This window comes from Treponema sp. UBA7567, assembly GCF_002476655.1.
In the GTDB taxonomy this organism is placed as follows: Bacteria; Spirochaetota; Spirochaetia; order Treponematales; family Treponemataceae; genus Treponema_D.
This window is the reverse complement of record NZ_DLLH01000013.1, coordinates 1,062-26,787: the sequence shown is the minus strand read 5'-3', so window position 1 is coordinate 26,787 and position 25,726 is coordinate 1,062. Positions and strand designations below refer to the sequence as shown.

Annotated in this window: 14 protein-coding genes; 11 read left to right on the top strand and 3 right to left on the bottom strand. The window is 39.8% G+C overall.

Annotated elements, in window-relative coordinates; all coding sequences use genetic code 11:
* Positions 1–203 precede the first annotated feature (203 nt).
* From B3Y13_RS00970 to rpsU, 3 genes are all read left to right on the top strand, one after another.
* Entirely contained in the window at positions 204–782 is a 579-nt protein-coding gene (locus B3Y13_RS00970; RefSeq protein WP_296666524.1) for a DUF3793 family protein, read from the top strand.
* On the top strand, positions 779–1,171 hold the full coding sequence (locus B3Y13_RS00965; RefSeq protein ID WP_296017330.1) for a flavodoxin domain-containing protein: 393 nt from the start codon (positions 779–781) through the stop codon (positions 1,169–1,171). The genes B3Y13_RS00970 and B3Y13_RS00965 overlap by 4 nt, the downstream gene beginning before the upstream one ends.
* 100 nt (positions 1,172–1,271) lie before the next feature.
* Positions 1,272–1,478, top strand: a complete 207-nt coding sequence (rpsU, locus tag B3Y13_RS00960) for a 30S ribosomal protein S21 (protein WP_078930978.1) — start codon at positions 1,272–1,274, stop codon at positions 1,476–1,478.
* Between the two features lie 137 nt (positions 1,479–1,615).
* Here the strand turns inward: rpsU and B3Y13_RS00955 are convergent, their stop codons facing one another.
* Complete coding sequence (locus tag B3Y13_RS00955; protein WP_296017345.1) at positions 1,616–2,020, bottom strand: acyl-CoA thioesterase; 405 nt, start codon at positions 2,018–2,020, stop codon at positions 1,616–1,618.
* A gap of 56 nt (positions 2,021–2,076) precedes the next feature.
* Complete coding sequence (locus B3Y13_RS00950; protein ID WP_296692106.1) at positions 2,077–4,107, bottom strand: ABC-F family ATP-binding cassette domain-containing protein; 2,031 nt, start codon at positions 4,105–4,107, stop codon at positions 2,077–2,079.
* A 163-nt stretch (positions 4,108–4,270) separates the two neighbouring features.
* On the opposite strand from B3Y13_RS00950, the gene B3Y13_RS00945 reads away from it, so the two are divergent.
* From B3Y13_RS00945 to B3Y13_RS00915, 7 genes are all read left to right on the top strand, one after another.
* On the top strand, positions 4,271–4,573 hold the full coding sequence (locus B3Y13_RS00945; protein ID WP_296017356.1) for an ArsR/SmtB family transcription factor: 303 nt from the start codon (positions 4,271–4,273) through the stop codon (positions 4,571–4,573).
* 150 nt (positions 4,574–4,723) lie between these two features.
* Entirely contained in the window at positions 4,724–6,898 is a 2,175-nt protein-coding gene (locus B3Y13_RS00940; RefSeq protein ID WP_296692103.1) for a heavy metal translocating P-type ATPase, read from the top strand.
* Positions 6,899–7,234: 336 nt separating this feature from the next.
* Positions 7,235–8,539, top strand: a complete 1,305-nt coding sequence (locus B3Y13_RS00935; RefSeq protein ID WP_296692100.1) for a pectate lyase family protein — start codon at positions 7,235–7,237, stop codon at positions 8,537–8,539.
* Positions 8,540–8,737: 198 nt separating this feature from the next.
* Complete coding sequence (locus B3Y13_RS00930; protein WP_296666515.1) at positions 8,738–9,733, top strand: alpha/beta hydrolase; 996 nt, start codon at positions 8,738–8,740, stop codon at positions 9,731–9,733.
* 148 nt (positions 9,734–9,881) lie between these two features.
* Positions 9,882–10,871 (top strand): pectinesterase family protein, encoded by a 990-nt coding sequence (locus B3Y13_RS00925; RefSeq protein ID WP_296017379.1) that lies wholly within the window; start codon positions 9,882–9,884, stop codon positions 10,869–10,871.
* Between the two features lie 153 nt (positions 10,872–11,024).
* Positions 11,025–12,413, top strand: coding sequence for a glycoside hydrolase family 28 protein (locus tag B3Y13_RS00920; RefSeq protein ID WP_296692097.1), 1,389 nt, complete (start codon positions 11,025–11,027; stop codon positions 12,411–12,413).
* A gap of 193 nt (positions 12,414–12,606) precedes the next feature.
* Positions 12,607–23,493 carry a hypothetical protein gene (locus tag B3Y13_RS00915; protein ID WP_296692092.1) on the top strand — a complete coding sequence of 3,629 codons (10,887 nt, stop codon included), beginning with the start codon at positions 12,607–12,609 and terminating at the stop codon, positions 23,491–23,493.
* A gap of 226 nt (positions 23,494–23,719) precedes the next feature.
* Here B3Y13_RS00915 and B3Y13_RS00910 read toward each other — a convergent pair whose 3' ends face one another.
* The gene (locus tag B3Y13_RS00910; RefSeq protein WP_296692088.1) at positions 23,720–24,547 is read right to left on the bottom strand and encodes a pyridoxamine kinase; all 828 of its coding nucleotides are present in this window, start codon (positions 24,545–24,547) and stop codon (positions 23,720–23,722) included.
* A 200-nt stretch (positions 24,548–24,747) separates the two neighbouring features.
* Here B3Y13_RS00910 and B3Y13_RS00905 point away from each other — a divergent pair, with 200 nt between their 5' ends.
* A complete protein-coding gene (locus B3Y13_RS00905) occupies positions 24,748–25,521 on the top strand; it encodes a transporter substrate-binding domain-containing protein (protein ID WP_296669162.1) in 774 nt (257 codons plus the stop codon).
* Positions 25,522–25,726: the final 205 nt, after the last annotated feature.

Sequence of the window (25,726 nt, the reverse complement as noted above, 5' to 3'; positions counted from 1 at the left end):
GGGTATATTATTCCCTTAAAAATTAACTTTTCTGGCTTAAACTCTTCAAAAAAGAAAAATTCAATTGACATAACTATGTTGTTAGTGTATGCTAACAACATAGTTAGCTTGTGCTAACCTAAGTGTACCTCATGGCAGTACGATTCTTAAGTTCTGACTGTTTCTCTGGAGTGTTGTACTGCCATATTTTTTTGGAATTTTTAATGGGATTTGAAGAAACTGTGATTCATTGCAGCGCTCCTGCGCTTTGCGGAATAAAACCTGCAAGCCTTTTTAGCCTTAAAAATGAATTTTATTCAACTAATCGAAGCCGGCTTTTTTCCTGGCGTAAAAATTTTTCAAAAGACAGGCGTTTTTTTGTTGTTCTCAAAAAAGACGACGGACGGGTTTTGATTTTTGTTTACGACAAAGGCTTGCTTGAAGAAGTTTGCTCCAAAAAGAAAAACCAGGAATACTTAAAAACTAAGGGATATGATGTTGAAAAAGGTTTTAATTCGATTTTGAGCGAACTTTTATTTCGGCTTGCCCACGAAAGCTCCTTTCCGCACGAAACTGGACTTTTTTTGGGCTATCCGCTCGAAGATGTCATAGGTTTTGAAACTCAAAATGCCAGAAACTGTGTGTTTAGCGGATTCTGGAAAGTTTATGGAGATAAGCAGGCTGCACTTGATTTAATGGAAAAGTACAGGCTCTGCACAGAAATTTGTATGTCGTGGTTCAGGCAGGGACTTAGCGTTCCTCTTGCTGCGCAAAAATATAAAAAAATGGAGGAAAATTTATGAAAACAGCAATTGTTTATTCTTCAACAACAGGAAATACGGAGCAGATTGCAAATGCGATTAAGGAAGCTGCGCCGGATGCATATTTTAGCACTGCTGATGTAGCAGACCCCTCAGAAGTTCTTTCTGCGGATTTAATTCTTTTGGGAAGCCCTGCAATGGGCGCCGAACAGCTTGAAGATTCAATGGAAGAGTTCTTTTCGGGAATTGAAGGCCAGATTTCTGGAAAAACCATAGGTCTTTTTGGTTCTTACGACTGGGGCGACGGTCAAATGCTCAGCGACTGGGGCGAACGTGTAAAAGCGGCCGGAGCAAATCTAAAAGGAATTGCAAAAGCTCAGCTTGCTCCAGATTCTCAGGCTCTTGAAGACGCAAAGGCGCTTTTAAACTAGTTTTTTTTGAAATTTGGTTGGTTGATATGTTGAATTCATTTTGAATTTTTCATATACTAATCAAACTTATCGGAACACCGAGGAAAGGAGGTGAAATTACATGGCAACAATCGTTGTAGACGAGTCAGAGAACCTCGAAAAAGCAATTAAACGCTTTAAGCGCATGGTTGAAAAAGAGGGCATTGTTCGTGAATGTAAACGCCGCGAATACTATGTAAAGCCTTCTGCAGAAAATCATCAGAAGAAAACTGCTTTGGAACGCAAACTTTTTAACAAAAGACGCAAGTCAGAAAAAAAAGATTACTAGTTCTAAAAGTGAACGGGCTGCTCAAATGGGCGGCCCTTTTTATTTATATAGCAAACAAAAAAACAATGAAAAAGATAAATAAAAATGACCGTTGGTTTTAAGCGAATGAAACTTTTGTCCAGCGGTCATTTTTTTGTTTAGTTTGATTCTGGTTTAAGGCCGTCTACCATAAATTCCGAAGGAATTCTTGACGGATGAGCTTCGTGGTTTACACAGGCCCAGGTTACGTCGGCTTCGGCGCTGATTTGACCGTCCGGTTTTTTGATAATCTGGTGCATCGTTCCAGAAACTGCGCCCATTTTGATTGGCCAGGTTTCGATTGAAAGTTCCTCGTGCATTTTTGCAGAAACTTTGTAGTGAATGTCTACGTGGGTTACAAAAAGATAGTAGCCTGCATTGAAGATTCCATCGTAGTTAAAACCTATTTTTTCCAGAAAGTCCATTCTGGCGGTTTCCAGATAGTTTAAGTAAACTGCATTGTTTACGTGGTTGTAAGAGTCGCATTCGTAGGGACGAACTTTTAATACCGTTGTAATTTTCATAATGAGAAAAGTGTAGCATAAAGTAAAAAAAATATAAAACGCATTAAAGCGAGGTTTTAATTTTCTGACAGTTCCGCAAGTTCGCTCCAGCGTTCGTAAGCATGGTTTAGGCGTTCTTCGGCTTTTGTGTATTCTTCTCCGGCTTTTCTCGCTTTTGTAAAGTCTGAATCAGCCATTTGCGCTTCGAGAACGGATTTTTTTTCTTCGAGTTCGAGAATTTCATTTTCGAGAGCTTCGAATTCTTTTTGTTCTTTATAAGTGCGGCGGCGAGGTTTTTCTGGCGAGCAGGCGTTGCGGGCGGCGTTTGAGCCCGCAGAAGGGGTAGCGGACAAGCCATCAAAGCGGAGAGAATCGGCGCTGCTTGCAGGGACGGTTCGTGGAGCGGCTTGGCTTGGGAGCGAGGGGAAGTCTTTCCCCTTTTCATTCTTGGACTGTGCTTTCTTTTTTTCTTCCAAAGTTTGCAGATATTCGGAACATTTGCCGACAAATCCGCTTATGCTGCCGTCTTCTTCCATTATGAAAAGTGTGTCGGCGATTTTGTCCATAAAATAGCGGTCGTGGCTTACGATTAAAAGACAGCCTTGGTAGTCGGTGAGGAACTGCTCGAGAATGTTCATTGTGAAAATGTCAAAATCGTTGGTCGGTTCATCGAGAACGAGAAAATTTGGGTTTGTGATTAGAAGCCGTACCAAAAAAACGCGTTTTCGTTCGCCCCCGGAAAGTGTGGAAAGCATTGAATGTTGGATTTTGCCTTCAAAACCGAATTCGTTTAAGAATTGGGAAGCGCTCAGGTCTTTTCCGTTGTTGCGGTGCACTATTTCGGCCGCTTCTTTTATGTATTCGAGGACTGTCAGGTTGAGGTTTGGAAAAACCGGATTTTGCTGGTAGTAGCCGATGAATGTATTTTCGCCTTTTTCGATTGTGCCGGTGTCTGGCGGAATTGTTCCGGTGATGATGTTTAAGAGCGTGGATTTTCCTGAGCCGTTGTTTCCGAAAATGCCGATTTTTTCGCCTTTGTTAAATTTGTAGGAAAAATTTTTGAGCACTGGCGTAAAGTTTTGTGCGGTTGAATCACCGGCTTCTTTTTCGCCGACGTAGCCTTTTGGAAAATTTTTTGAAATATTGTGCAGTTCGAGAATTTTGCCTCCAAGACGGCGGCCTGCCACTTCAAACGAAAATCCTTTGTCTTGCGAGAATTTTTCGCGGTTTATGAGGGCGTTGTCGCGCTGGATTCTAGCTTTTGCCTTTGTTCCGCGGGCGCATGGACCCCGCATGAGCCAGTCGCGTTCAATTCGGAGAACTGATTCTATTCGGCGTTCTGTATTTTGCTCGATTTCGAGTTCAATTTGTTTTTTTTCGAGATAAGTTGAATAGTTGCCTTCGTAAAGTTTGAGACGCTTGCGGTCAAGCTCGTAAATGCTGCTGCAAACTGCATCCAAAAAATATCGGTCGTGGGTTACCATAAGAACAGTACGTTTTGTTTCGTGAAGATAATTTTGCAGAAAGTAGATTGTTTCTATGTCGAGGTGGTTTGTAGGTTCATCGAGGAGAAGGAGCTTTGTGTCTTCGACGAGAACCTGTGCGAGAGCAACTTTTTTGAGCATGCCGCCGGAAAGAGTTCCCATTTTGCGCGTCATATCTTTAATTCCTAGAGTGCTCAAAATCGAGCGGACTTGAGATTCGTAGTTCCAGAGAGAGCCTTTGTCCATTTCTAGCGTAAGATTGTCGAATCGGTTTTGCTGTTCCTTGTTAAAGCCTTTTTCCATTAAGAGGCAAAGTTCTTCGTATTCGCGGATTTTTGAAAGTTTTGGGCTGTTTGACTTAAAAATGTGCTGTTGAATTGTGTTGTTGGCGTCAAATTGCGGATTTTGGCTTAAAAAACTTGCTCCGCTTTCTTTGTTTATAACGACAGTTCCTTCGTCTGGTTCGAGAACTCCGGCGATTGTAGAGAGGAGCGTTGATTTTCCAGTTCCGTTGCGTCCGATGATTGCGGCTTTTTCGCCTTCATTTAAGCCGAATGTTACTCCGGTGAATAAAGGACTTTCGCGTCCGAATTTTGCAAGGTTGCTGATAGATAAAATGTTCATAAAACGCTCCTGACGCACGGAAAAATTTGCACGAAGAGTAAGGAAACTGTGCCAAAAAAATATATCAAATTTTTGGAATTTAGTTGACAGGCGAGAAAAAGAAAAGTATAAATAAATTATGAACGATTGAACAATTATTCAAATGTTCAAAAGAAGGTGGCTTATGGAAGATGAAATTAAAATGCCGGACGAAGATGTTTTGATTGACCTTGCCGAGCTTTTTAAGATTTTTGGAGATTCGACGCGTGTAAAAATTCTTTTTTGCTTGCATGACGGAGAAAAATCTGTTGGCGAAGTTGCATCATTGCTTGGAATGACGGACAGCGCGATCAGCCATCAACTTAAAATTTTAAAAGACAGCAAGCTTGTGCGCGGGCGACGTGACGGAAAGCAGATTTATTATTCTTTAGACGACGGCCACGTTCTTTCGATTTTGAACCAAGGAATAGAGCACGTTTGCGAGTGATTTTTGATTTTGAATTTTAATTGAGGCATGATAAAAATTACATCCTTGTAATTTTTATTATCACAGTTTGTTCAAGCGATGTTTTTACAAATTGTGATTCTTGCCATCCCTGGCTCGCTGCTAGCGCGGAATTTTATGGGAGGATTTTTTATGGAAAATTTGGTGGAAGAATTTGAAAAAAATAATTTGGAAGAAAAGAAAAATGATAAGGAACCCGATATAAAAGAAAAAAACGGTACTGACATATGTCAAAACGAAGGATGTAAAAAAGAGTATGAACATCATCACAAACATTCCTGCCCATGCTGCCATGCCCACGATTGCGATGAAGACAATGAAGAACACGAAGAAGAAGGTGAGCTTTCGCTCAGACAGATAATTTGCGCAATTGTGCTTTTTGGCGCTGCGCTTGTGGTTGAGCACCTTTCGGTTTTTAGCCGGATGTTGGGTTCAATTCAATTTGGCCCGGTTGGAATGCAAAGGCTTGTTTTTCTTGTTTTGTATTTTGCGGCGTATATAATTTGCGGAAAAGATGTTATAAAATCTGCCGTAAAAAATATTTTGCATGGTGAAATTTTCGATGAAAAGTTTTTGATGAGCATTGCTTCTGTTGGAGCGATTTTTGTAGGCGAAATTGGCGAAGCCGTTGCCGTAATGATTTTTTACAATCTAGGAGAATTTTTTCAGGATTATGCCGTTGATAAAAGCAGAAATTCAATCAGCGCATTGATGGATATTCGCCCGGATAAGGCTTTTGTTGTCCGTAACGGAAAAATCGAAGAAGAAAAACCGGAAAATGTAAAAATCGGCGAAATAATCGAAGTAAAACCAGGCGAAAGAGTTGCTCTCGATGGCGAAATTGAAGAAGGTTCGTCATTTATGGACACAAGTGCGTTGACAGGAGAAAGCGTTCCTCGAAAAGTTGAAAAAGGAAGCGCAATTTTGGCTGGATTTGTAAATATCGAGGGCGTTGTAAGAATTCGTGTTGCAAAAACTTATGGCGAAAGCGCAGTCACAAGAATTTTGGAATTGACGGAAAAAGCTGCCGAAGCAAAGGCAAAAAGCGAAAAATTCATTACCCGTTTTGCAAAATACTACACTCCAATCGTTTGTATTCTCGCGCTTGCCGTTGCAGTTCTTCCGCCGCTTGCACTCAGCGTCTTTGCGCCGGAAATTTTTGCTCAGTACGGATGGCACACATGGGTTTACCGCGCGCTTATGTTCTTGGTTGTAAGCTGTCCTTGTGCGCTTGTAATTTCGGTTCCTCTTTCATTTTTTAGCGGAATTGGAGCGGCAAGCCGGCATGGAATTCTTATAAAAGGAAGCAATTATATCGAAGCCTTGAGCAAAATTGACACTGCTGTTTTTGACAAGACAGGCACGCTCACAAAAGGCACATTTGCGGTTTCAAAAGTGTTTGCGGTTGAAGGTGTTGGCGAAGATGAGCTTTTGGCGCTTGCGGCTCATGCAGAATACTATTCGGTTCATCCAATCTCAAAATCTCTTTGCACTGCACACCAGAAAATGAATTTAAAAAACGGGCTCGACAACAGTTGCTGCGAGCTTTGTATTCGTAAAAATGCAAGGGAAATCAGCGGCCACGGAATAAAAATCGAACTTGACCAAAAAACAGTTCTTGCAGGAAACGAAAAACTTCTGGAAAAAGAAAATGTTCAGATTGACCCAAAAATCAAAATTCAGCTGGAAGAAAAAAAACTTGCCGGAACAGTTGTTCATGTCGCAGAAGATGGCATTTACAAAGGCTGCATAGTCATAAGCGATGAATTAAAAAAAGATGCAAAAAAAACAATCGGCGCTCTCAAAAAATGTGGCGTACGTCAGACAGCAATGCTGACCGGTGACAACCAGAAAACAGCCCAAATTGTTGCAGGCGAGCTTGGAATCGACCGGCTTTTTGCAGGACTTTTGCCGGAAGACAAGGTAAACCGCGTAAAAGAACTTATTGAACAAAAAACTCAAAAAAAAGGCAGCCTTGTGTACGTCGGCGACGGAATCAACGACAGTCCGGTTCTTGCCTGTGCAGACGTTGGAGTGGCAATGGGCGCGCTTGGAAGCGATGCTGCAATCGAAGCGGCAGATGTAGTCATAATGGACGACAAGCCTGAACATTTAATCGACGCGATAAAAATCAGCCGAAGCACAATGGCGGTAGTTTTGCAGAACGTAGTTTTGAGCCTCGGAATAAAAGCTGCAATAATGGTTTTAGGCGCAGCCGGCATAACAGGAATGTGGCTCGCTGTATTTGGCGACGTAGGAGTAACATTTTTTGCCGTCTTAAATGCAATGCGAATTTTAAAAAAGTAAAAAAAAGGAGCTTCCGGCGGCAAGCCGCCGTCAGGCTTTCCGTACTTCCGCTGTCGCTCCATTCGACGCAGCAAGCTGCTTACGAACGCCTTCGGCGGTACTCCAATCCTTAAGCCGGGTTTTGACTTAATTGGCCGAATGTCGGGTTTTAGTAAAACAGTTTCCAAAAATTGCCGTGTCAAGCGCGGAAATGACTCTTAAACTGCTGTTCTTATCAAAACTCGACATTTGGGTTAATAATATTTTTATAATAACTTGTTTTTTACAGATTTGCTGTGTCTTAGATTTTATCTGCTTGCTACAATGTCTATATTTTGAGAGTTTCTGGAGTTTTTTATGAAAAAAAAATTTATTAGCGCTATTTGTGCTGCGTTTTTTTCTGTTGCGGGGCTTTTTGCCGCTCAAATTTCTGCCAATGACAAGTCAGACGGCTGGGCTTCTTTTTCCGGTACAAAAGACCTTTCCGGAAATGCCGTTGTTCCGCCGTCGGCTTATGGCACAAATGGCGGAGCTGGCGCTTCTGTTGTTTTAACTGTTACTAACCGCGAAGAGCTGCTTTCTGCCTTAAAACAGGGAGAGCGCCGGATTATTTATGTAAAAGGTATAATCGACATGACAGACACAGGCAGCGGTTCTCTTTTGCCAGAAACTGTAAACGGTTCAACTGACCAAATGGACAGACTTTTAAAAGAAAAAACAGCCGGAACTGCTCTTCCTGTAAATTCTTATAAAGAATGGAAAGAAAAATACACTGCAAGTTTTAATTACAATGAAGATCAGAGCGGAAAAATTGCAGAACTTCGCACTGAGCTCAACAATTACTGGCGCGAACTTGTATTTTTGCGCTTGCAGGACAACACGACCTTAATTGGTCTTGATGAAAATTCTGGAATTGTAGGCGGAAGCGTGAGCATAAAAAAAGTGCAGAACGTAATCATAAGAAATTTGAGCTTTACAAACTGCTACAATCCTTTTCCAAAAATTGAAGAATCAGACGGCTTGAACGCAGATTTTGACTGTATTGCAATTCAAAATTCAAAATATGTTTGGATAGACCATTGTTCTTTGAGCCCGAAATTTAGCCACAAAGAAGTTGAATCCGACAAATATCTTACAAAAGACGGAGTAAGCATAAAATGGCAGGTTTACGATGGACTTTGCGATATTACGAATACAAATGATTTTGTTACGGTAAGCTGGTGCAAATTCTACAACCATGACAAAACCATGCTGATTGGAAACAGCGACAAAAAAACTGCTGACAGGCTCCATCAGACAATTACGCTTCATCACAACTGGTTTGACAAATGTACTCAGCGGCTTCCAATGGTTCGTTTTGCAACAATACATATTTACAACAATCTTTATACAAATACAGAAAGCCGCGGAATTGACCGCCGTGCAGAATGCCGCATTTACAGCGAAGCAAATTTTTTTGCAGACAAAGAAAAGTCTGTTACTTCAAATACTTTTGGCTCAATGTACGATGTTGCAAGCAAAAATATAAAAACCGCCGGACTTTCGCAAAAACCGGAATGGATTCCTGCTGATTATTATTCTTACAAGGCGGACAGCGCAGAAAACGTTGAGCAGATTGTAAAATCCGGTGCCGGAAATGGAAAAGTTTTGGTAAAAAAATAAAACTTTTTAAGTAAAACTTAGCCCCGGCTGTAGCCCCGAAGTTTTCAGGGTGGTTTTAACCGCCCTGAAAATGCAGCAAAAGCGGAAGGGCGCAAGACGGGTTAGAAGGCAGATTGTGCTCCAGAAATTTTTTAATCGGCCGGCAAAAAAAATCTTTTGAGGTTTCCATAAAATGCAAATTTGTTACATAATGCTTATATGAAAAAAAATGTTTTTAAGTATGCAAAAATTGCTGGAATTATTTGTGGAATTATTGTTGCGCTTGCCGCTGTTTTTAACATTTGCATTTACAATTTTGTTTTTCTGCCGAATTTTAGCCGGGCTGCAAAAGAACGCACTGTTGAGCACGAGATTAAATTTTATGCTGGCGAAGAAAATTACAAGCGTCATCTTGCCGACAGCGAATATATTGATTCTCTAAATCTTCCTTTAATCGAAATTACGAGTTTTGATTCCTTAAAATTAAAAGCGATTGTCTGGAATTCTGAAAATTCTTCTTCTTGCCGCGGAACTGTTCTTTTGATGCATGGTTTTCACTCTGGGCCTGTGCGGGAATTTGCGACAATCGCCAGATTTTTTCATAAGATGAATTTTAACGTTGTTATGCCTTATCAAAGGTCGCACGGTTTGAGCGAAGGAAAATTTATTACTTTTGGAATAAGGGAACGTTATGACTGCCGCGACTGGATGTTAAAAATCAATGAAATTTACGGAAACGACTTGCCGCTTTTTGTCGGCGGAATTAGCATGGGCTGTGCAACTGTCACAATGGCTTCTGGGCTGGATTTGCCGTATAATGTGCGTGGAATTATTGCCGACTGCGGATTTACTGAGCCTTATGAAATTGTGCGCTGGACAATGACGGACGAAATGCGCATTTGGCCGGGAGTTGCGAAAATTCTTCTTGATTCTGCCGGCTGGTACTGCAAAAAAATTGGCGGTTTTGGATTAAAAGAATATTCAACCTTAAAAGCCCTCGAAAAAACACAATTGCCGTTTTTGTTTATAACAGGAACTGACGACCATACTGTTCCTTACGAAATGACCGTAACGAATTTTATGCTTTACAAGCAGCGTTTTCCAGAAAAGACAAAATTGGTTCTTTTTGAAAACGTTCCCCACGCAGTTTCTTATATTGTGGATTGGGACAGATACGAAAAAGAACTGACAAAATTTGTCGAAAAATATAATTAAAAGAGTAGATGTTTTTTTGAAGTTGCGATTTTTTATTCTTGTTGTGAGGAAATGGAATTTTGCAATTTTTGAAAATAAAGACAAAATATGTGCTTTTAGCGCATAATGCCTAATATAATCAACAATTATAAAAGCAAGGATGTTTATCATGGTTGAATTTAAAATTGCTCCGTCAAATACGGGAATAATTGCCCAGACTTTTAAGAAAATTAAAGAAATAACGGCCAGCGGTTCAATTGATATTGATACGCCTGTCCGTATTTTGCTCGCTGCCGGAAAATATCCTGGAATACTTTCTTATAATCTTCCAAACCCGCTGATTCTTGAAGGAATGGCCGGAACAAAGCCGGAAGATATTGTCCTGCTTGCAGAAAATTGCGAAGCTTTTCATAAAGATACAGAAAACCGTGCTGTTTTTGTGATTGGACCGAATGCGTCTGAAGTTACATTGCGCGGTTTTACGATTGAAAATACTCACTTAAAAAGTTGCGATGACGCTTCTTTGGGAAATCAGGCGGAAGCATTGTGTTTTCATAACCAGAACGGGAGCCTTTTGTGTCAGAATATGCGTTTTATAAGCCGTCAGGACACTGTTCACGTAAAAGGTTTTAGCCGTTTTGAAGATTGCTACATTACAGGCGACATTGATTTTATCTGGGGATATTGCGACACTTCGGTTTGGGTAAATTGTAAAATTCACACAAGAGAGGACAACCGTCCAGGAATCAGACCTGCTTATGTTGTCCAGAGCCGCGCGCTAAATTCAAGACCGGGATTTATTTTTGTGGACTGCACTTTTACGGCAGACAGAAGACCGGAAGGAAGCGAGCTTTGGATTGGAAGAAGTCAGGGAACTGGAGCAAAAGACAGTGTTGACCGTTGGGACAGCATTGCCTTGATTGACTGCAAGATTGACGAAAATTACGATGATAGAATTTGGACGGACGAAGACGGCAAAAAAACGGTTTATCCTGAAAAAGGCTGCAAGGATTTTGGTTGGCGAGAATTTGGCACAAAGCGCATAAATTCAAATGGCGATGAAATAGCAGACAATACGGCAGTTAGAAATCCGCACGGATATTTTATGAAAAAAGAGGAAGCAGATTCACTTCGCAACGAATTTGCGCCGTCGGTTTAAACTGCGATTTATTGAACAAAACCGCGTATTTATTCAAAATTACTTCTTTTTAAAGTCTTGCCGTAAGTTTTTCGGTCAGCAATAATGAAAGAAATCTTATTTAAACAGCCTCGGAAAAATTCAAATTGAATAAAATGCTGTCAAAATAAAAAAGTGATTATTAAAAATGGAGGATTTTCAGACAAAATGACAAACTTGAACCTAAAAAAATTCGGCGCAAAACCGGACGGTATTTTTAATAACGGAGAAGCTTTTAAAACTGCGTTTGAAGAAATTGTGAAAAACGGAGGAGGAAAGCTTACTGTTGACGCTGGAAATTGGCTTACAGGTCCAATTGATATTCCATCGGACACAACACTTGAGCTTTCTGAAGGTGCAAGAATAGTTTTTGTCGATGATCCAGCTTTGTATCCTCCTGCATTTACCCGTTGGGAAGGTGTTGAATGTTATGGAATGCATGCTCTTGTTCGTTCTTCCGACTCAAAAAACATAAAAATTACTGGAAAGGGCACAATTGACGGCAATGGTGAAAGATGGTGGAAAACCGTAAAAGATAAAAAAGCACGCAAGCAGTCAAAACCGGAAGAACCGTACGAAATCGCGCTTGCAAAATTAAATCCTGGCTACGAAAATCAGGCTGGCGGCGGCGGCGGACGCGAAACTCAATTCTTGCGCCCGGCTCTTATTGAATTTATTAACTGCGAAAATGTTGTTCTCGAAGGAATTAAAATTGTGGATTCTCCTTTCTGGACAGTCCATCCGATTTATGTAAAAAATCTCACGCTCGAAAAAATTCACATTGAAAATCCATATTCTGCTCCAAATACAGACGGAATTGATGTTGATTCGTGCGAAAATGTAAAAATAATTGACTGCTTTGTTGCCGTTGGCGATGACGGAATTTGTATTAAATCTGGTTCTGGTCCTGACGGAATTCGGGTAAACCGTCCAACTGTAAATGTTGAAGTAAAAGGTTGTACAGTAAGAAACGCACACGGTGGAATTGTTCTTGGTTCGGAAACTGCCGCAGGAATGAGCGGAATTCACGCAAGCGACTGCGATTTGTCGGGTACAGACCGTGGAATTCGCATAAAATCTCGACGTGGACGTGGTGGCGATATTAACGATATTGAATTAAAAAATCTTGTAATGAACGATACTCTTTGTCCGATTGCAATGAATATGTACTACAAATGTGGAATTACAGACACAAAATCTCCGCTTTTCAGCCTCGAAAAAATGCCTGTAACAAGCGAAACTCCTAGAATCCACAATGTAAAAATTATTGGATGCAAGGGAACTGGCTGTAAGGCAAGCGCTGGATTTATCGTTGGATTGCCAGAAATGCCGATTGACAACCTCGAAATCCGCGACTGTCATTTTACGACAGACGAAAATTCTGACCGCTCACCAATGGAAAGCGATATGTTTTACGGATTGCCAGAAGTCAGCGTAAAGAGTTTCCGCATAAGAAATGCTCCAGGCGCAAAATTCGAAAATGTAACAATCGAAGGTCCAAAAGAAACCTTTATTTACGAATAATTTTTCTTTTCTGCAAATTAAAAAGTTCAAAATTGGATTAAAAGGCCGGATGACGACAAGTTTTTCGGCCTTTTTTATGTGCAGAAGGTTTTTATACGGCAATTTCTTCTCACTCATATAAAAAACTCGACAAAAATTTTATAAGTGGTATAATATTTTGTTAGATTAAAAAGTTTTTTTTGAGGGGGAGAGTATGAAAAAAAACGTACTTTCTGTTTTTGCGGTTATTTTGACCGTCTTTTGTGGATTTTTTTTATCCTGTGAAGTTGGACTTGGAGATTCGATTGATACAAAAGCTCCGGCAGTTGAAATAACTTCACCGTCAGCAGATTATATTGTCCGTGATGAATTTACAATGAGCGGAACTTGGAGCGATGACGGCGAATTAAAGGAAATAGACGTTGTTCTTAAAAATACTTCGACTAAAAAGCAATATCCGGAAACCGATTCTTTTAAGGCGACAATTATAAAAGAAGGCGGAAAAGATGGAGGAATTTGGACTTGCAAAATAAATCCGCTCTCGGAATCTAAAATTCCAGACGGTTCTTATGAAGTTTCTGTTACGGCGATTGATACTGCTGGAAACAAAACTGGCGCAACTAAAGGTTTTGTAATCGATAACACTCCGCCTCTTCTTTCTCTTACCAGGCCTTCAACCAAATTTAGCGATGACGGAAGCAGCGCTGATTCTTATGGGCAGGATTTTTCGATTGCCGGAAGTGTAATGGATTCAAGCGATGTGGATTCTGTCGAAGTGGAAATTTACAGCGCAGAAGGTGATGATAAAGACCAGCTCAAAAAAACAGTTGTCTTAAAAAATGTTCCTCCGACAATCGATTTGTCTGTTGCAAAATGGGGAAGCGAAGCCTACGAAAGCATTTATGGAACAGACAAAAATGCCGGAACAAAAAAATACTGGTGCAAAATTTCAGTTTATGATTCAGCACGTAAAATTCCGGAAGAAGAGGGCGACAAAGGAAACTGCGCCGCATATTTTTATTTGAATAATGAAATTTCTTCCGATGTAATTCAAACTGTAAAACTTACAAACGCCTACTATATTTTAAATGGAACTTATGACGTTACGGACGAAAACCGAGAAATTGTCGAAAAAGCAAAGTCCGCGCTTTCTCAAAAACAGCTTCAAAAAGCAGTTTTTTCTCTCAATCCGCTGAACAACCCTTCTTACGAACTCTCTGGTTATACTGGACTTGATGATTTAAAAAATGCATCTGGCTCGAATCAGGAAAAAGGCTATTTGAACGATTCTTCGTGCGAACTGATGAATAAAACCAAGCAAACAGTAAATATTTCTGCCGGCCTTGACCAGATTCCTCTCGACAAAGACACAATTGGAATTTTTCTGCAGGAATGTGACAAAAACGGAAATATCATAGAAAATGCCGAAAAAATAACATTGCTTGCTCCATGGAAAGGCCAAAAAGATTCCGACGGAAACAGAAAAATTCTAAATGAACTTTCAGAAGAGCAGCGTTCCGAACGCGAATCAAAAATCACTCCGGTTGGTTCTTATGCTTATAAGGTGATTGTCGAAGTAAACAGCGTTATTCATCCAGAATTAAAAGCCGGAAAATATTATGTTTTGGGAGTTGATTGTTATGATCAGAACGACAACGAAGCAAACAACGCCGGAAATGAATATGCATTTAAATTAAGCGCAACCGCCACCGCTCCAGTTGTAAAAATTGACGGCGAAAAAAGTTTTTATGCAAATAAAGAATTTGAAATTTCTGGAACTGCAACTGTAAGTCAAGATGACCTTGAAATCGAGCTTTTTGCATACATTGATTCGACAGAAGATGAATTTTTTGCTTCGTCTGCGGACGGAAGAATAAATTTTGACAAAAATACAGGAAAATTCTCTCTAAATGTTCCCAAATCTGTTTTTGAAGGAAAATCGGCATTTACAGTTTTTGTTCAGGCCGGAATAAAGTCCCTTGACGGAAACCGCGGAACAGATCAGGTTCAAGTGAATTTTGATGATGAAGCTCCGGTTATTTCAGAAATTTCTGTAACTCCGATTCTTGAAGAGGACAATGAAGAAGCCGTAAACGGAATAATCACCGTAAAAGCAAACATTTCTGACAACGGAATTATAAACAAAACTGAATATTCACTGATGCAGGAAAATGGCGAAAAAAGCGGGCGCATCCTGGTTTCAAATATAAGTTCTTCTGGATTTAAAGTTGATACTACGAAATTTGATGATAACAAAGAACTTACAATAAAAATTTACGCAACTGATGTTTCTGGCAACGAAGGAATAAAATTAAAAACTGTAAAAATAAATCAAAGCAGCGACAGTCCAAAAATTAAATTCTCTAATATTGATGATAAAGTAAAAACTGTCGCAGAAATAAAAAACGGACAGAAAAATATTCTTGGAACAGACAATAATCACACTTTAATTGGTTCCGTTGAAGACGATGATGGCATAAAAACAATCAAAATTTTCTATCAGAAAATTGATGTTGAACAGGTTGTATCTGGCAAGGAAATTGAGTGGAATGAAAGTTCAGCAATTGTTATCAAAAAAGATGCCGCTGGTTCAACAAGTTTTACCTTAAAATTTGACGAACTTCCAAAGGACGAAGGCGCTTACCTTGTAAAAGTTTTGGCAGAAGATAAGCTTTCTCAGACATCTTACAGTTCTGGAAGTTCTGGACCGTTTCTTGTTGCAGTGGACAATGGAGCACCTCAACTTGCGGTTTCAACCGTGAGCGGCGCTTTTCAGGCTGCAAATTCTCAGTTTACGGTTACAGGTTCGATAGACGATTCTTCTGCGGAAATCCGATGCTATTCTGACGCAAATTGTTCTGGCGAAGGAGCTTCGATTAAAATATCGAAAAATGCAGGAACAGACGGAAGATTTTCTTGGAATTTTGAAGAAAAAACTGGAAGCGAAGGAAAAACTCTTTGGTTTAAGGCAGAAGATTGCTTTGGTCAAAGTTCAAAACAAAAATTCTCATATATTGTCGATACTTTGCCTCCGACATTTACAATTGAAAGCGTAAACGGCGAATCTTTTAATGAGGCAGAAAAAGATAAGTCTGGATTTGTAAGAAAATACGGCAATAATAAAAATTATTTTACTCTGCGCGGAACTGTAACAGATCCTTCCGAAAAAGATGACAAAACCGACTGTTCTGGTTTGGGCGAAAGTTTCTTCTATATTCTTTCTGAAAATGAGCCTGAAAAAGACCAAAAAGGTTTTTACAAAAACGTTGCTTCAGCCTGGAAAAAGTGCGCAATTTCTCCAACGAATGATGGTTTTGAGTGGTCGGCACCGATTGATTTAAGTTCGTATGAGGAAAATGTTCCTTATACGGTTTATCTTGCTGCAATCGACAATGCCGGAAACGTGTCCGTTGCGGAGAAAAATCCGAGCGCAAAAATAATAATCACCTTGGACTCGGAAGCTCCGGAAATTAAGGCTTTTGAAAAACTAGAACCGACAAAGCTTGTTTTAAAAGCAAGAGATTCTGGAAGCGGAATTAAAGATGTAAAATTTTTGCGTAACGGAACAACGGTTCAAAAAACACAGGAAAAAACGACAGAAACAGTCACAGAAGCTGAAGGCGCAAAAAAAGAATTTGAAGTTTATACGTTTATTCTCGAAAAAGAAGACGTTCCGGAAGGAACAAGCCGCTTTAGAATCGAAGTAACGGATAAAGCGGGAAATACAAAATCGTCAGACGACATAGAAATAAAGAATTTTGCCCCAAGCATTTCTCTTGTTACGGATGCGGACTCAAATGAACAGAAAAATAAATTTCTTTATTCAAATAAGGATATAATTGTAACTGCGACCGTAAAAGACGAAAACCAGATTGCTTCTCTTGATTGGAGAGAAGGAGAGACAATTTCCGGAAATGTTGCAATTGAAAAAAATAATGAAAAGCAGGACTTAAAAATTACAATTCCTGCTCCGGCAAATGATTCTGGAGAAACGACAAGAATTTTTACGGCGACAAATGTTTACGGACTTAGTTCTGAGGCAGAAGTAAAATACATTTTCGATGTTACAAAACCGGAATTCAAGGCTGAATACGAGATTGACGGAAATCAAAAATACTCTCTGTTTGGAAAAAGCGGCGCCCAGGTAAAAATGAATGCGCACGATTTTTCAGAAATTTGGTTCAATTCTACTTCGTTAATGCTTGACGGTTGCTTTGAAGAATCAACCAGCGGAATAAAAAGTATTCGTTACGAACTTAAAAACAAAGACGGAACGATTCTCTCTCAGGGAACGAGCCTTAACGGTTCAGAAAAAGAAAATTACAAATTCTTCAATATAACTGTATCTGATTTTGAAAACAGCACAGAAAATCACTTAAAACTTTATGCAAGTGACAAAGCCGGAAATGAGCAGACAGCAGAATGGATTGTAAAAGTGGACTCAAAAAATCCAGAATTAAAGGAAAATTCTTTGTCTGTAGACGGCATAATTGAAGATGCGGACAAAAAACTTAGCAACGGCAAAAACGACGTTGTAATAAAAGGTTCAGTTTTTGACGAGTTGAGCGGAATTTCAAAAGTTCAGGTTTCTCTTGACAATGGAAAATTTGAAAAAGATGCAGTTTTGAGCGAGTCTGAAGAAATTAACGGAAAAAAATTTGAATTTACGGTTTTGAGCGCAGAATTATCTGCCGGAAATAAAACAGTTTATGCAAAAATTTTCGATAATGCAGGAAATTCACCAGAAATAAAACTTTTTGACCTGGTAATCGACAAAAAATCTCCGACGGTAACATTTATTTCTCCAAAAGATGCTGATTCAGAGGCTGAAGGAATTCAAGTAAACAAAACGATTGCGTTAAAAGGAAGCGCAGACGACAAAGATGATTTTGGCGACGGCAGATTTGATAAAGTGACCAAAATTTTCTATTCAACTGAAAAAAATTCTGCAATTGAAAACTGGAATGATTTAAAACTTGAAATAAATGGAGCTTCTAACTGGAGCGCAGAATTCAATACGGCACGACTTTCTGACGGAAAATATTTCTTTAAGGCGGAGGCTGTCGATAAAGTCGGAAACGTTGGCTATTCAGAACCTATCGAGCTTGAAATTGACCAAAATAGTGACCGTCCTGCAGTCAAAATTATTTCTTTGGAAGCTTCTGGCCAGATTGTAAGCAACAGCAAAATATCTGGAAGTGTAGGCGATGATGATGGAATTGACTGCTTGTATTATTCAACAGATTCTGCGGATTTAGAAAAAACTCCTGAACAAAGCAGCGGTTGGAAAAAGCTTGAACTTTCTTCGGATAAAACCTGGAGTTTTGAGCTTTCGGACGAAGGAAATTACGATATTTATTTCTACGCAAAGGATCTTGAGGGCGGTGTATTTTATACAAAAAATGACAACAAATTGGAAAGACCGTTCATTCAGTTTGATTCGAGTGAAAAATCGGATAACCAAAATCCTGTAAGAATTTCTCTCGATAAAACCGCTCCGTCTTTAAAGAACATAAAATGTGCGGTTTCGTCTGGAACTGAACTTCCTACGGAAGAATCTGTTTGGAAAGACCCGTACAATTTTGGCATAAATCTTGGAAATAACAGTCCTTATCTTTTTGTTCAATTTGAAATTGAAGAAAACGTCTCGATGAACGATTCTGCTTTTGACGACGTAAAATTGAGCCTTGGCAATAAAGTTTTGGATTTGGCAGGAAAACTTGAACGGACCGGAGATTTATCTTCTGACGGAAAATTGTCTTACACAGTAAGCGCGCTTGATTCAAGAAATTTTAATGTTGAAGGCAAAACTACAGTTACGGTTACGGCAACTGATAAGTCCGGAAGAACAAGTTCAAAAGATTTTAATGCCACGATAGATAATGCTGCGCCAACTGTTTCAATAGATGAAAATTCAATTGAAAATATAACTGGAAAATGCGCAATTACCGGCAATGGCAGCGATCCGAGCGGAATTTCGATATTCAATTACTTGATTCCGACAAAAGAACAGGTAAAGACTGGAGTAACCAAAAATTCTGAAGGCTGGATTCCTTTAAAAACGAGCACTGGCGAAACAATCAATGACTATTCAGAGCCGTTAAAAGAACCTCAGTGGAAAATTGAATTCAATTCATCTTCGTTTGAAAAAACAGAAAATTTGGAAAGTTTAATTTATTATGCGACTGCTAAAAATGCTGACGGAAGTCTAAACTACGCTGAAGAAATTTCTGGTGACAAAAACAAAGTAAATGTTCCGGTTTATTTTTATGTTGAAGATGCAACCGGAAATGCTGAAGTCGTAAAAGAAAAAGTTCCTGTAAATGTTCGTGGCGGAATTCCGACGGTGGAAGTTACATCGCACGAAGATTTTGCAAAAACTGGAAGCAGTGTGATTTTGCAGGGAAGCGCCGATGATGACGAAAAAATTTCTTCTGTAAAAATTACAAAAGTTGAATACGCGGTTGACGGCGAAATTACGGATTCTACGGATTGGCAGCCGATTGATGATTTGTCTGGAACTGGAATTGTCGTAAAAGGCAATATTTCGGAAAATCCAGCTCAAATTATTGCAGAAGGCACAAGAAACTGGAAAGCAGGAATTGACGTTTCAAAAATAAAAATTGAAAATGCCGTAATTAAGGCTCTTCGCTTTACTGTCGAATCTTATGACGAAAACGGCACTTCAAGTTCATTTGCTTATCCGGACGCAGATTCTGCAGAAATTTGTCAAATTAGAATTTATGTTGATTCTGGAGTTCCAGAAGTTGGAAAAGCGTATATTGTGGGATTTGATTCGAAGCCAGAGGGCGCTGATGAAGTTCCTGTCTGGGAAAAATCATATTCTGCCGGAATGTGCTTTAGCGGCAAAAAGGCAAAATTCTGGTATTTAAAAACTGTTGTAACCGATGACTCGAGCGTAATTGATGTTGGTTTGAGCATGCAAAGCGGAAATGGTTATATTTCAGCAATGAAAGAATTTGACAGTTCTGAAAGCGAAGCTGCACGCTCAAACGGGACAATTACTTTTGGTGCAAAAACGGCAGAATATACGGTTTTGATTCCAATCGATGTAAAAGAAGAAGGAAATGTTTATGCAACACTTTCGTTGAACGACGGACAACATTCTGGAGTTGAGACGAATTATGCATTTAAGATTGACAACACCGCGCCTGCCCTTTACGCCACGGACAATAAAAAACTTGCTGCCGAAAATCCTGAAAACTTGCGGCTTACAAGCCGTGGTGAAAATATCGGCCTTGTAAACGTAATTGAAAATTCTGACGGCTCGTATACTTTTGGCGACGAGCTTGAAGAAAGTGGAAGCTCGCTTGATTTTGTCGCGGTTTATTTTAAAAAGCCGGCAAATGCAGAATTCGACACAACGGAAAGAATTTTCAATCCGCTTTTTGCAACGACAGAAACTCAGAATAATAAAACCGAAGTTGCTGATGTAAAATCAGACGGAAAAGTTTACATCAACTCAGAAAATCTTCCTGCGCTTTATAAAAAAGCGACTGTTGAAAACTTGGAACCAAATGACGGAAAGTCAAAAATCACTTTTGCTGGACTTGGAAGCGACTTTAACATTAACGGCAAAAACTGGAATCCCGAAATTTCAAAATTTGGACTTGTTAAGATAAATGGAACTTATCACAGAATTTCAGAAATCGAAGGCGATTATGCAATTATTGAAGACGAACTTTCGGCTGGAGAAACAGAGGCTGAATTCATCTACGCGCTTTTGATTGATCACGAAGTGATGGAAGGTTTTGATTCTACTTCCGAAACTGGAGTTTCAAACGATGATGGTGATGGGCTTGTCGAAATGGTAAAACGCAGCGGTTCAAAATATAAATGGACTGCAAGTGTTTATTCGGACAATATTCCCGACGGTCCGGCAGAAATTCACGTTGTTGCATTTGATCAGGCAGGAAATTCAAATTACGGCTATGTAAAGACGAGCATTCAGAACAATCGTCCGAGAATTTCGCGTGTAATGCTTGCAACCGACCTGAATGGAAACGGAAAATTTGACTTTTATAACGAAAAAACTTCGATTCTCAATGATTTGTCAGATGACAAAACCGTTACGAGCGGAACTCAGTTTGGCGAATTTGTATTTTATTCAACATTAAAGGTGAACAGTGGCTCTTCAAGCAACAAAGGCGATGCTCAGGCGAACGTTGTTTTAAATGGAAGAATTTTCAAAGTAAAGAAAGATCTGCTTGTTTTGCCAGAATTTGTCGGAGGAAACGGTGAGCTTGGCTATACTTACAGCCTTGAAAATTCAAAAGAAGTTGCTTTGCCTGTCAACGGAGATGTAATTGAACTTGCTAGAACTTCTGAAAAACTGAATCTTGCAGACAAAAAAGGAACAAAACAGAGTGCGGAAAGTTTGGTTCAGACAGATGATGCTCAAAAATACGGCGGTGTTTTCTTGAAAATGGACAGTTCAGATTCAAAAGTCGCTGGTCTTGATGACGGTAGTGTAAAATATCTTGCATTTACGTTTTGGGACAAAACGGACGAAACAAATCCTGGAACTGACAGTTTGTGGGCAATGATAAATATTCCTGCAATAATCGATGTTAAGGATACAGAAGAACCAAATGGAACAATTAAGCCGTTCTGGTGGAACAGCAAGGAAGATTCAAGTTTTGTCTATGATGACGACGGACAGCCGCTCGGACATATTGATTTGCCGGGAGCTGGCGAAACAAAACCTGGCGTTTCTGGCGAAATATTCATAAACGGAACAAGTTTTGACGACACAAGAATCGGCGAGATTCATATTGTAAAGCCTAATGGAACTGCCGGTGGAGATGGTGATGTAAAAATCATCTGGAATGAAGACGGTGAATGGAAAGTTTCTGATGGCGCTGAGATTTTGAGCGAAGAAGAACCAAGTCAAGACGGACACACGATTACTTGGCGTTACAAGATTGATATGACGCCTTATGGAATTGCAACTGACAAAAGCGTAAAAACTTATGTAGTTGATGCTCAGGCAAATAGTCAGGATATTTCTTCTGAAAGCCAGCAAACGACCGGAGAAAAACCAACTTGCGTTTATAATATGGACTTTGTTCCGTACATAAAGAGCATTTATCCGGCAGTTTCCGGAAGCGCTAACCGCTCAAGACTTGGAAAATTCCCTGTACGCGCAGGCGAAGACATGGTTATTGAGGGAATGAACTTTGCGAAAGGCGCAAGCTTCACGGTCAACTTCTACAAGTCAAAGACAGACGCGGACGGAAAAAGTGTTGCCGGAAATATTATTTCTTCTGAAAGTCAGAGTGGAACAATTTTAACAGTCGGACAAATCACCGTAAAGGCACCTGAATATTCACGTTGGGTTGAAGTCGTAGTTGGCGGAGTTGCGACAAGAAACAACACGAACGAGAACAGCGGCTGCAACATCGAAGAAGGCTATGTCGCAGGCGCAGAGAACGAAGCAAAGAAAATAGATAACGGTCTGTCAAAAGCCAATAAAGCCGGAACAAATTTCTGGACCGACGACAGATACATCAGCGTCTGGAAAGTAGGAACGACGTTTGACGGAAGCATTAATCCGCACAGCGGACTTGTAAAGAAAATCCGGAAAGAGGACAGCATAAATTCTAGCGGAAGGGTTGGTCTGAAAAAGAAAGGAAGTCAGATTCTGCCTACCGCTGACATGACCGACGGTTATTTAGGCTTCATATCATCTGATGATATGCGTGTTTATGTGTACGAAGGTACGACACAGAATGTAGCTATGTCTCCGACATCGGATGTTTCTCTTTTCACGGCTCCTGTGGATGCGGTTGACATGGTTGTGCTTGGCGGACTTCCATATTATGTTTTGCAGACAAACTATGTTGGAAACGTGAATGCAAACTGCTGGGGACCTGGACTCATGATTGCCCGTGAGGGATTTGCTTACGAAAAAGGTACATACGAGGGAACGACTGGATTGGGCGAATCCTCGTTAAAGTGGATTATAGAACGGCAGGGAAGCAATAACTCTGCGACCGGACGCAATTCTTCCGACGGTTACGACAGTATTCTCTATCAGTTCAAGAATCCACGAATTGCAGGCTGGCATACGGATTCTCCGCTGGAAACTGACAGAACAAATTATGACAGCAACAATAAGAGAAAGCAGCTTGATTATGTTTATGTGAGCTATTATGACAGTTATGCAAAATGTCTTAAATTTGCGGCATTCCGTTCAGGAAGAGATGTTGACGGTGGCAATATATCAACGATAAACACTACTGTGGAGAATCAGTGGGGCGGAGGAAATGCTGGAGACAATGAGCTTGTAGCGGAAATTCGTTCTGCTGACGGCAACATGAAGACCGGGGCGACTGTTGTTGCAGGTTACGACACTACTCAGAACAATCCGACTAAGTTTACAGAAAAGGCTGGCGAGTGGAGCGATATTGTTGTTGATGCCACAGGCGGCTCTCCGATTCCTGTAATTGTTTATTACAATGAGAGTAAGAAATCTCTTGAAGTTGCGCGTGGAAAGAGCAAATTCCCTAAGTCAAAGAATTATAAGGCTGATTCGGTAACGGAGCTTTCTGGCGCGGATGCTTGGACAAAAACTGAAGAAATCCGACCGGGTAATTCAAAGGCGGACTTCGGACGGTACGTAAGCTGTGCGATTGATTCTTCTGGAAATCTTCATGTTGCGGCTCAGAATGCGACAAATTCAACATTGTACTATCTCTATCTCAAAAAGAGTGAAGAAGAGTATTCGGTTGCAAAGAGTGTTCTTCTTGATTCTTCCAGCGGTTCCGGCCTTTGGACTGATATTGAGCTTACGAATCCGAGCGGAACGAATCTTGCGGAAATCCGTCCTGTTGTTTCATACATAAATTCCAGCTATGTAGGAACAAAATCAGGAATGAAAGCGGCATATATATCAGACGGAGCGAAAGATGATGTTAAATTTGATGTCATGACAGCTCCTTCTGAATGGGCTGTCGGCAATCAGCGAACTTCGGTTATGGCTGATGTTTACGAAGGTAAAGATACGGCAAAATCTCCTGTTGCCGTCGGATTCAACTCCGATATGTTCGCCGTGGACTTTTTGCGCGGCGAGGAATAAATGCGGATTTTGGGAGAGACATTTTTTGCGTTAGCGATTGGAAGTGCGGCGCAGCCGTTCAAAAGCGGCGGTTGAGCTTGCGAAATCCCGNNCCCGCTTTTGAATGGAGTGGTGCGTATGCCACGGAACACTGGAAAGCGCGGCTCCGGACGGAACTTTGGTTTCCGGCCGGGGCAACGCCCATTTTGCTTCTGAAGTTTTTTATATGCGGGAATTTATTAAAACTTTATTTTCCAAGCGCTTTTACTAGATATGGAATTGCTTTTTCGAATTTTACGCCGTACCAGTGGTCTTTGTCATCGATTGTCGCTTTTATTGATTCAACAACGTAATTTGCGGCAATTTTTGCTGATTCTAGCAGTGTTTTTCCGTTGCAAAGTGAACCTGCAAAAGACGAGGCAAAAACGTCGCCTGTGCCGTGCATTTGAACCGGCAATTTTTCTGTAAAATAATATTCAATAGAATTTCCGTCGTAAACTGCAACTCCAAGCTTGTCTTTTTCAAAACTTACGCCTGTAAGAACCACATTTTTCGCTCCGAGTTTTATAAGATCTCTGCAAATTTTTTCTATATACTCTTTTTCGTAGTTTTCGGAACGGTATTCAATTCCCAAAAGAAACGAAGCTTCTGTGATATTTGGAAGAATTACATCGGCGCCGTTGCAAAGTTCTGCCATTTTTTTGGGAAAATCTGCCGAAAATCCTGGATACATTTTTCCGTTGTCCGCCATAACCGGGTCTACGACAACAAGCGCATTTTTTCTGGAAGTTTCTTTTATGATTTTTTTGATAATTGGAATTTGCGCTTCTGAAACATAACCTGTATAAAATGCGCTAAAAGTTATATTTTCTTTTTTCCACTGGCTTAAAATATTTTCCATATCAAAGGTCAAATCGTTAAAAGTCCAGAATTTGAATGCTGTATGATTTGAAAGAACTGAACTTGGAAGAACCGCTGTTTCAATTCCACATGCCGAAATAACAGGAAGCGCAACCGTTAAAGAACACTGTCCCACGCACGAAATATCTTGAATTGTAAGAAGTCTCTGATCCATTGGAATTCTCCGTTTTTATAATGTTAATTTAATTTACATAAAATCAAAATTTATCCGTCTGTCTGTATTCTAAAAAAATCTTGTAAAATTTAAGTTAAGAAACTGTTAAATTGAAGAAAATTTATTTTGACGGGCTGTTTTTATATGTTTTATCAAAATGTGTAATATGTTATAATGGCAAAAATTATGGAGGACTTTTTATGAAAAAAGTTTTATTTGCGGTTTTAGCGGCTTCGGCTGTTTTTGCTTTGGCTGGCTGTAAAGAAAAGAAAAATGTTGTAATCAATTCTAAGGCTGATCTGGAAAATCTTTCGATTGGATGTCAGGCTGGTACAACTGGCGAAATTTATATTCAGGAAGATTTGCCAAACGCAAAATGCAATTCTTTCAAAAATGTAATAGACGCTTCGCTTTCTCTTAAAAACGGTGCAATCGATGCAATAATTATCGATGAACTGCCTGCTAAAGAAGTTTGCAAAAACAATTCTGATCTTACTATTCTTGATTTAGACCTTGTTACTGACGTTTACGCAATTGCTGTTCAGAAAGGAAACACAAAGCTTCTTAATTCTATCAACAAGACAATCGCTGATATGAAAACTGACGGAAGATACGAATCTCTCGTTGCTGATTTTATGCCTGCTGACGGAAAAATTAAAATTCCTGCTATCGAAGCAAAATCTGGCAATGGAAAAATTATAATGGGCACAAATGCAGCTTTCCCTCCATTTGAATATGTTGAAGGTTCTAAGATTGTTGGTTTTGACGCTGCTATGGCTCAGTACATTGCAAATGATTATGGCAAAACTCTCGAAATCAGCGATATGGCTTTTGATGGTTTGATTGCCGCTCTTCAGTCTGGTTCGATTGACTTTATTGCTGCCGGAATGACAGCAACAGAAGAAAGAAGACAGAATGTTGATTTTTCTGAACCATATTACGAATCTAAACAGGTTGTAATCGTAAGAAAATAAAAATTTTCAAAAGTTTGAATTTTTACTTTTAATTGAATTTTATGTGTGGTCGTTGCGATTTTTGTCGAAATGACCATGCTGTTTTATACGGTGGTTTGGACAGTTAAAAGTTCAGCCACCTGTTTTGTTATAACAATTTTGTAAAAACATGCTCTTAAATGGCAATCCTGCCGTTAAACTTTATTAGGAGGCATGATAAAAATTA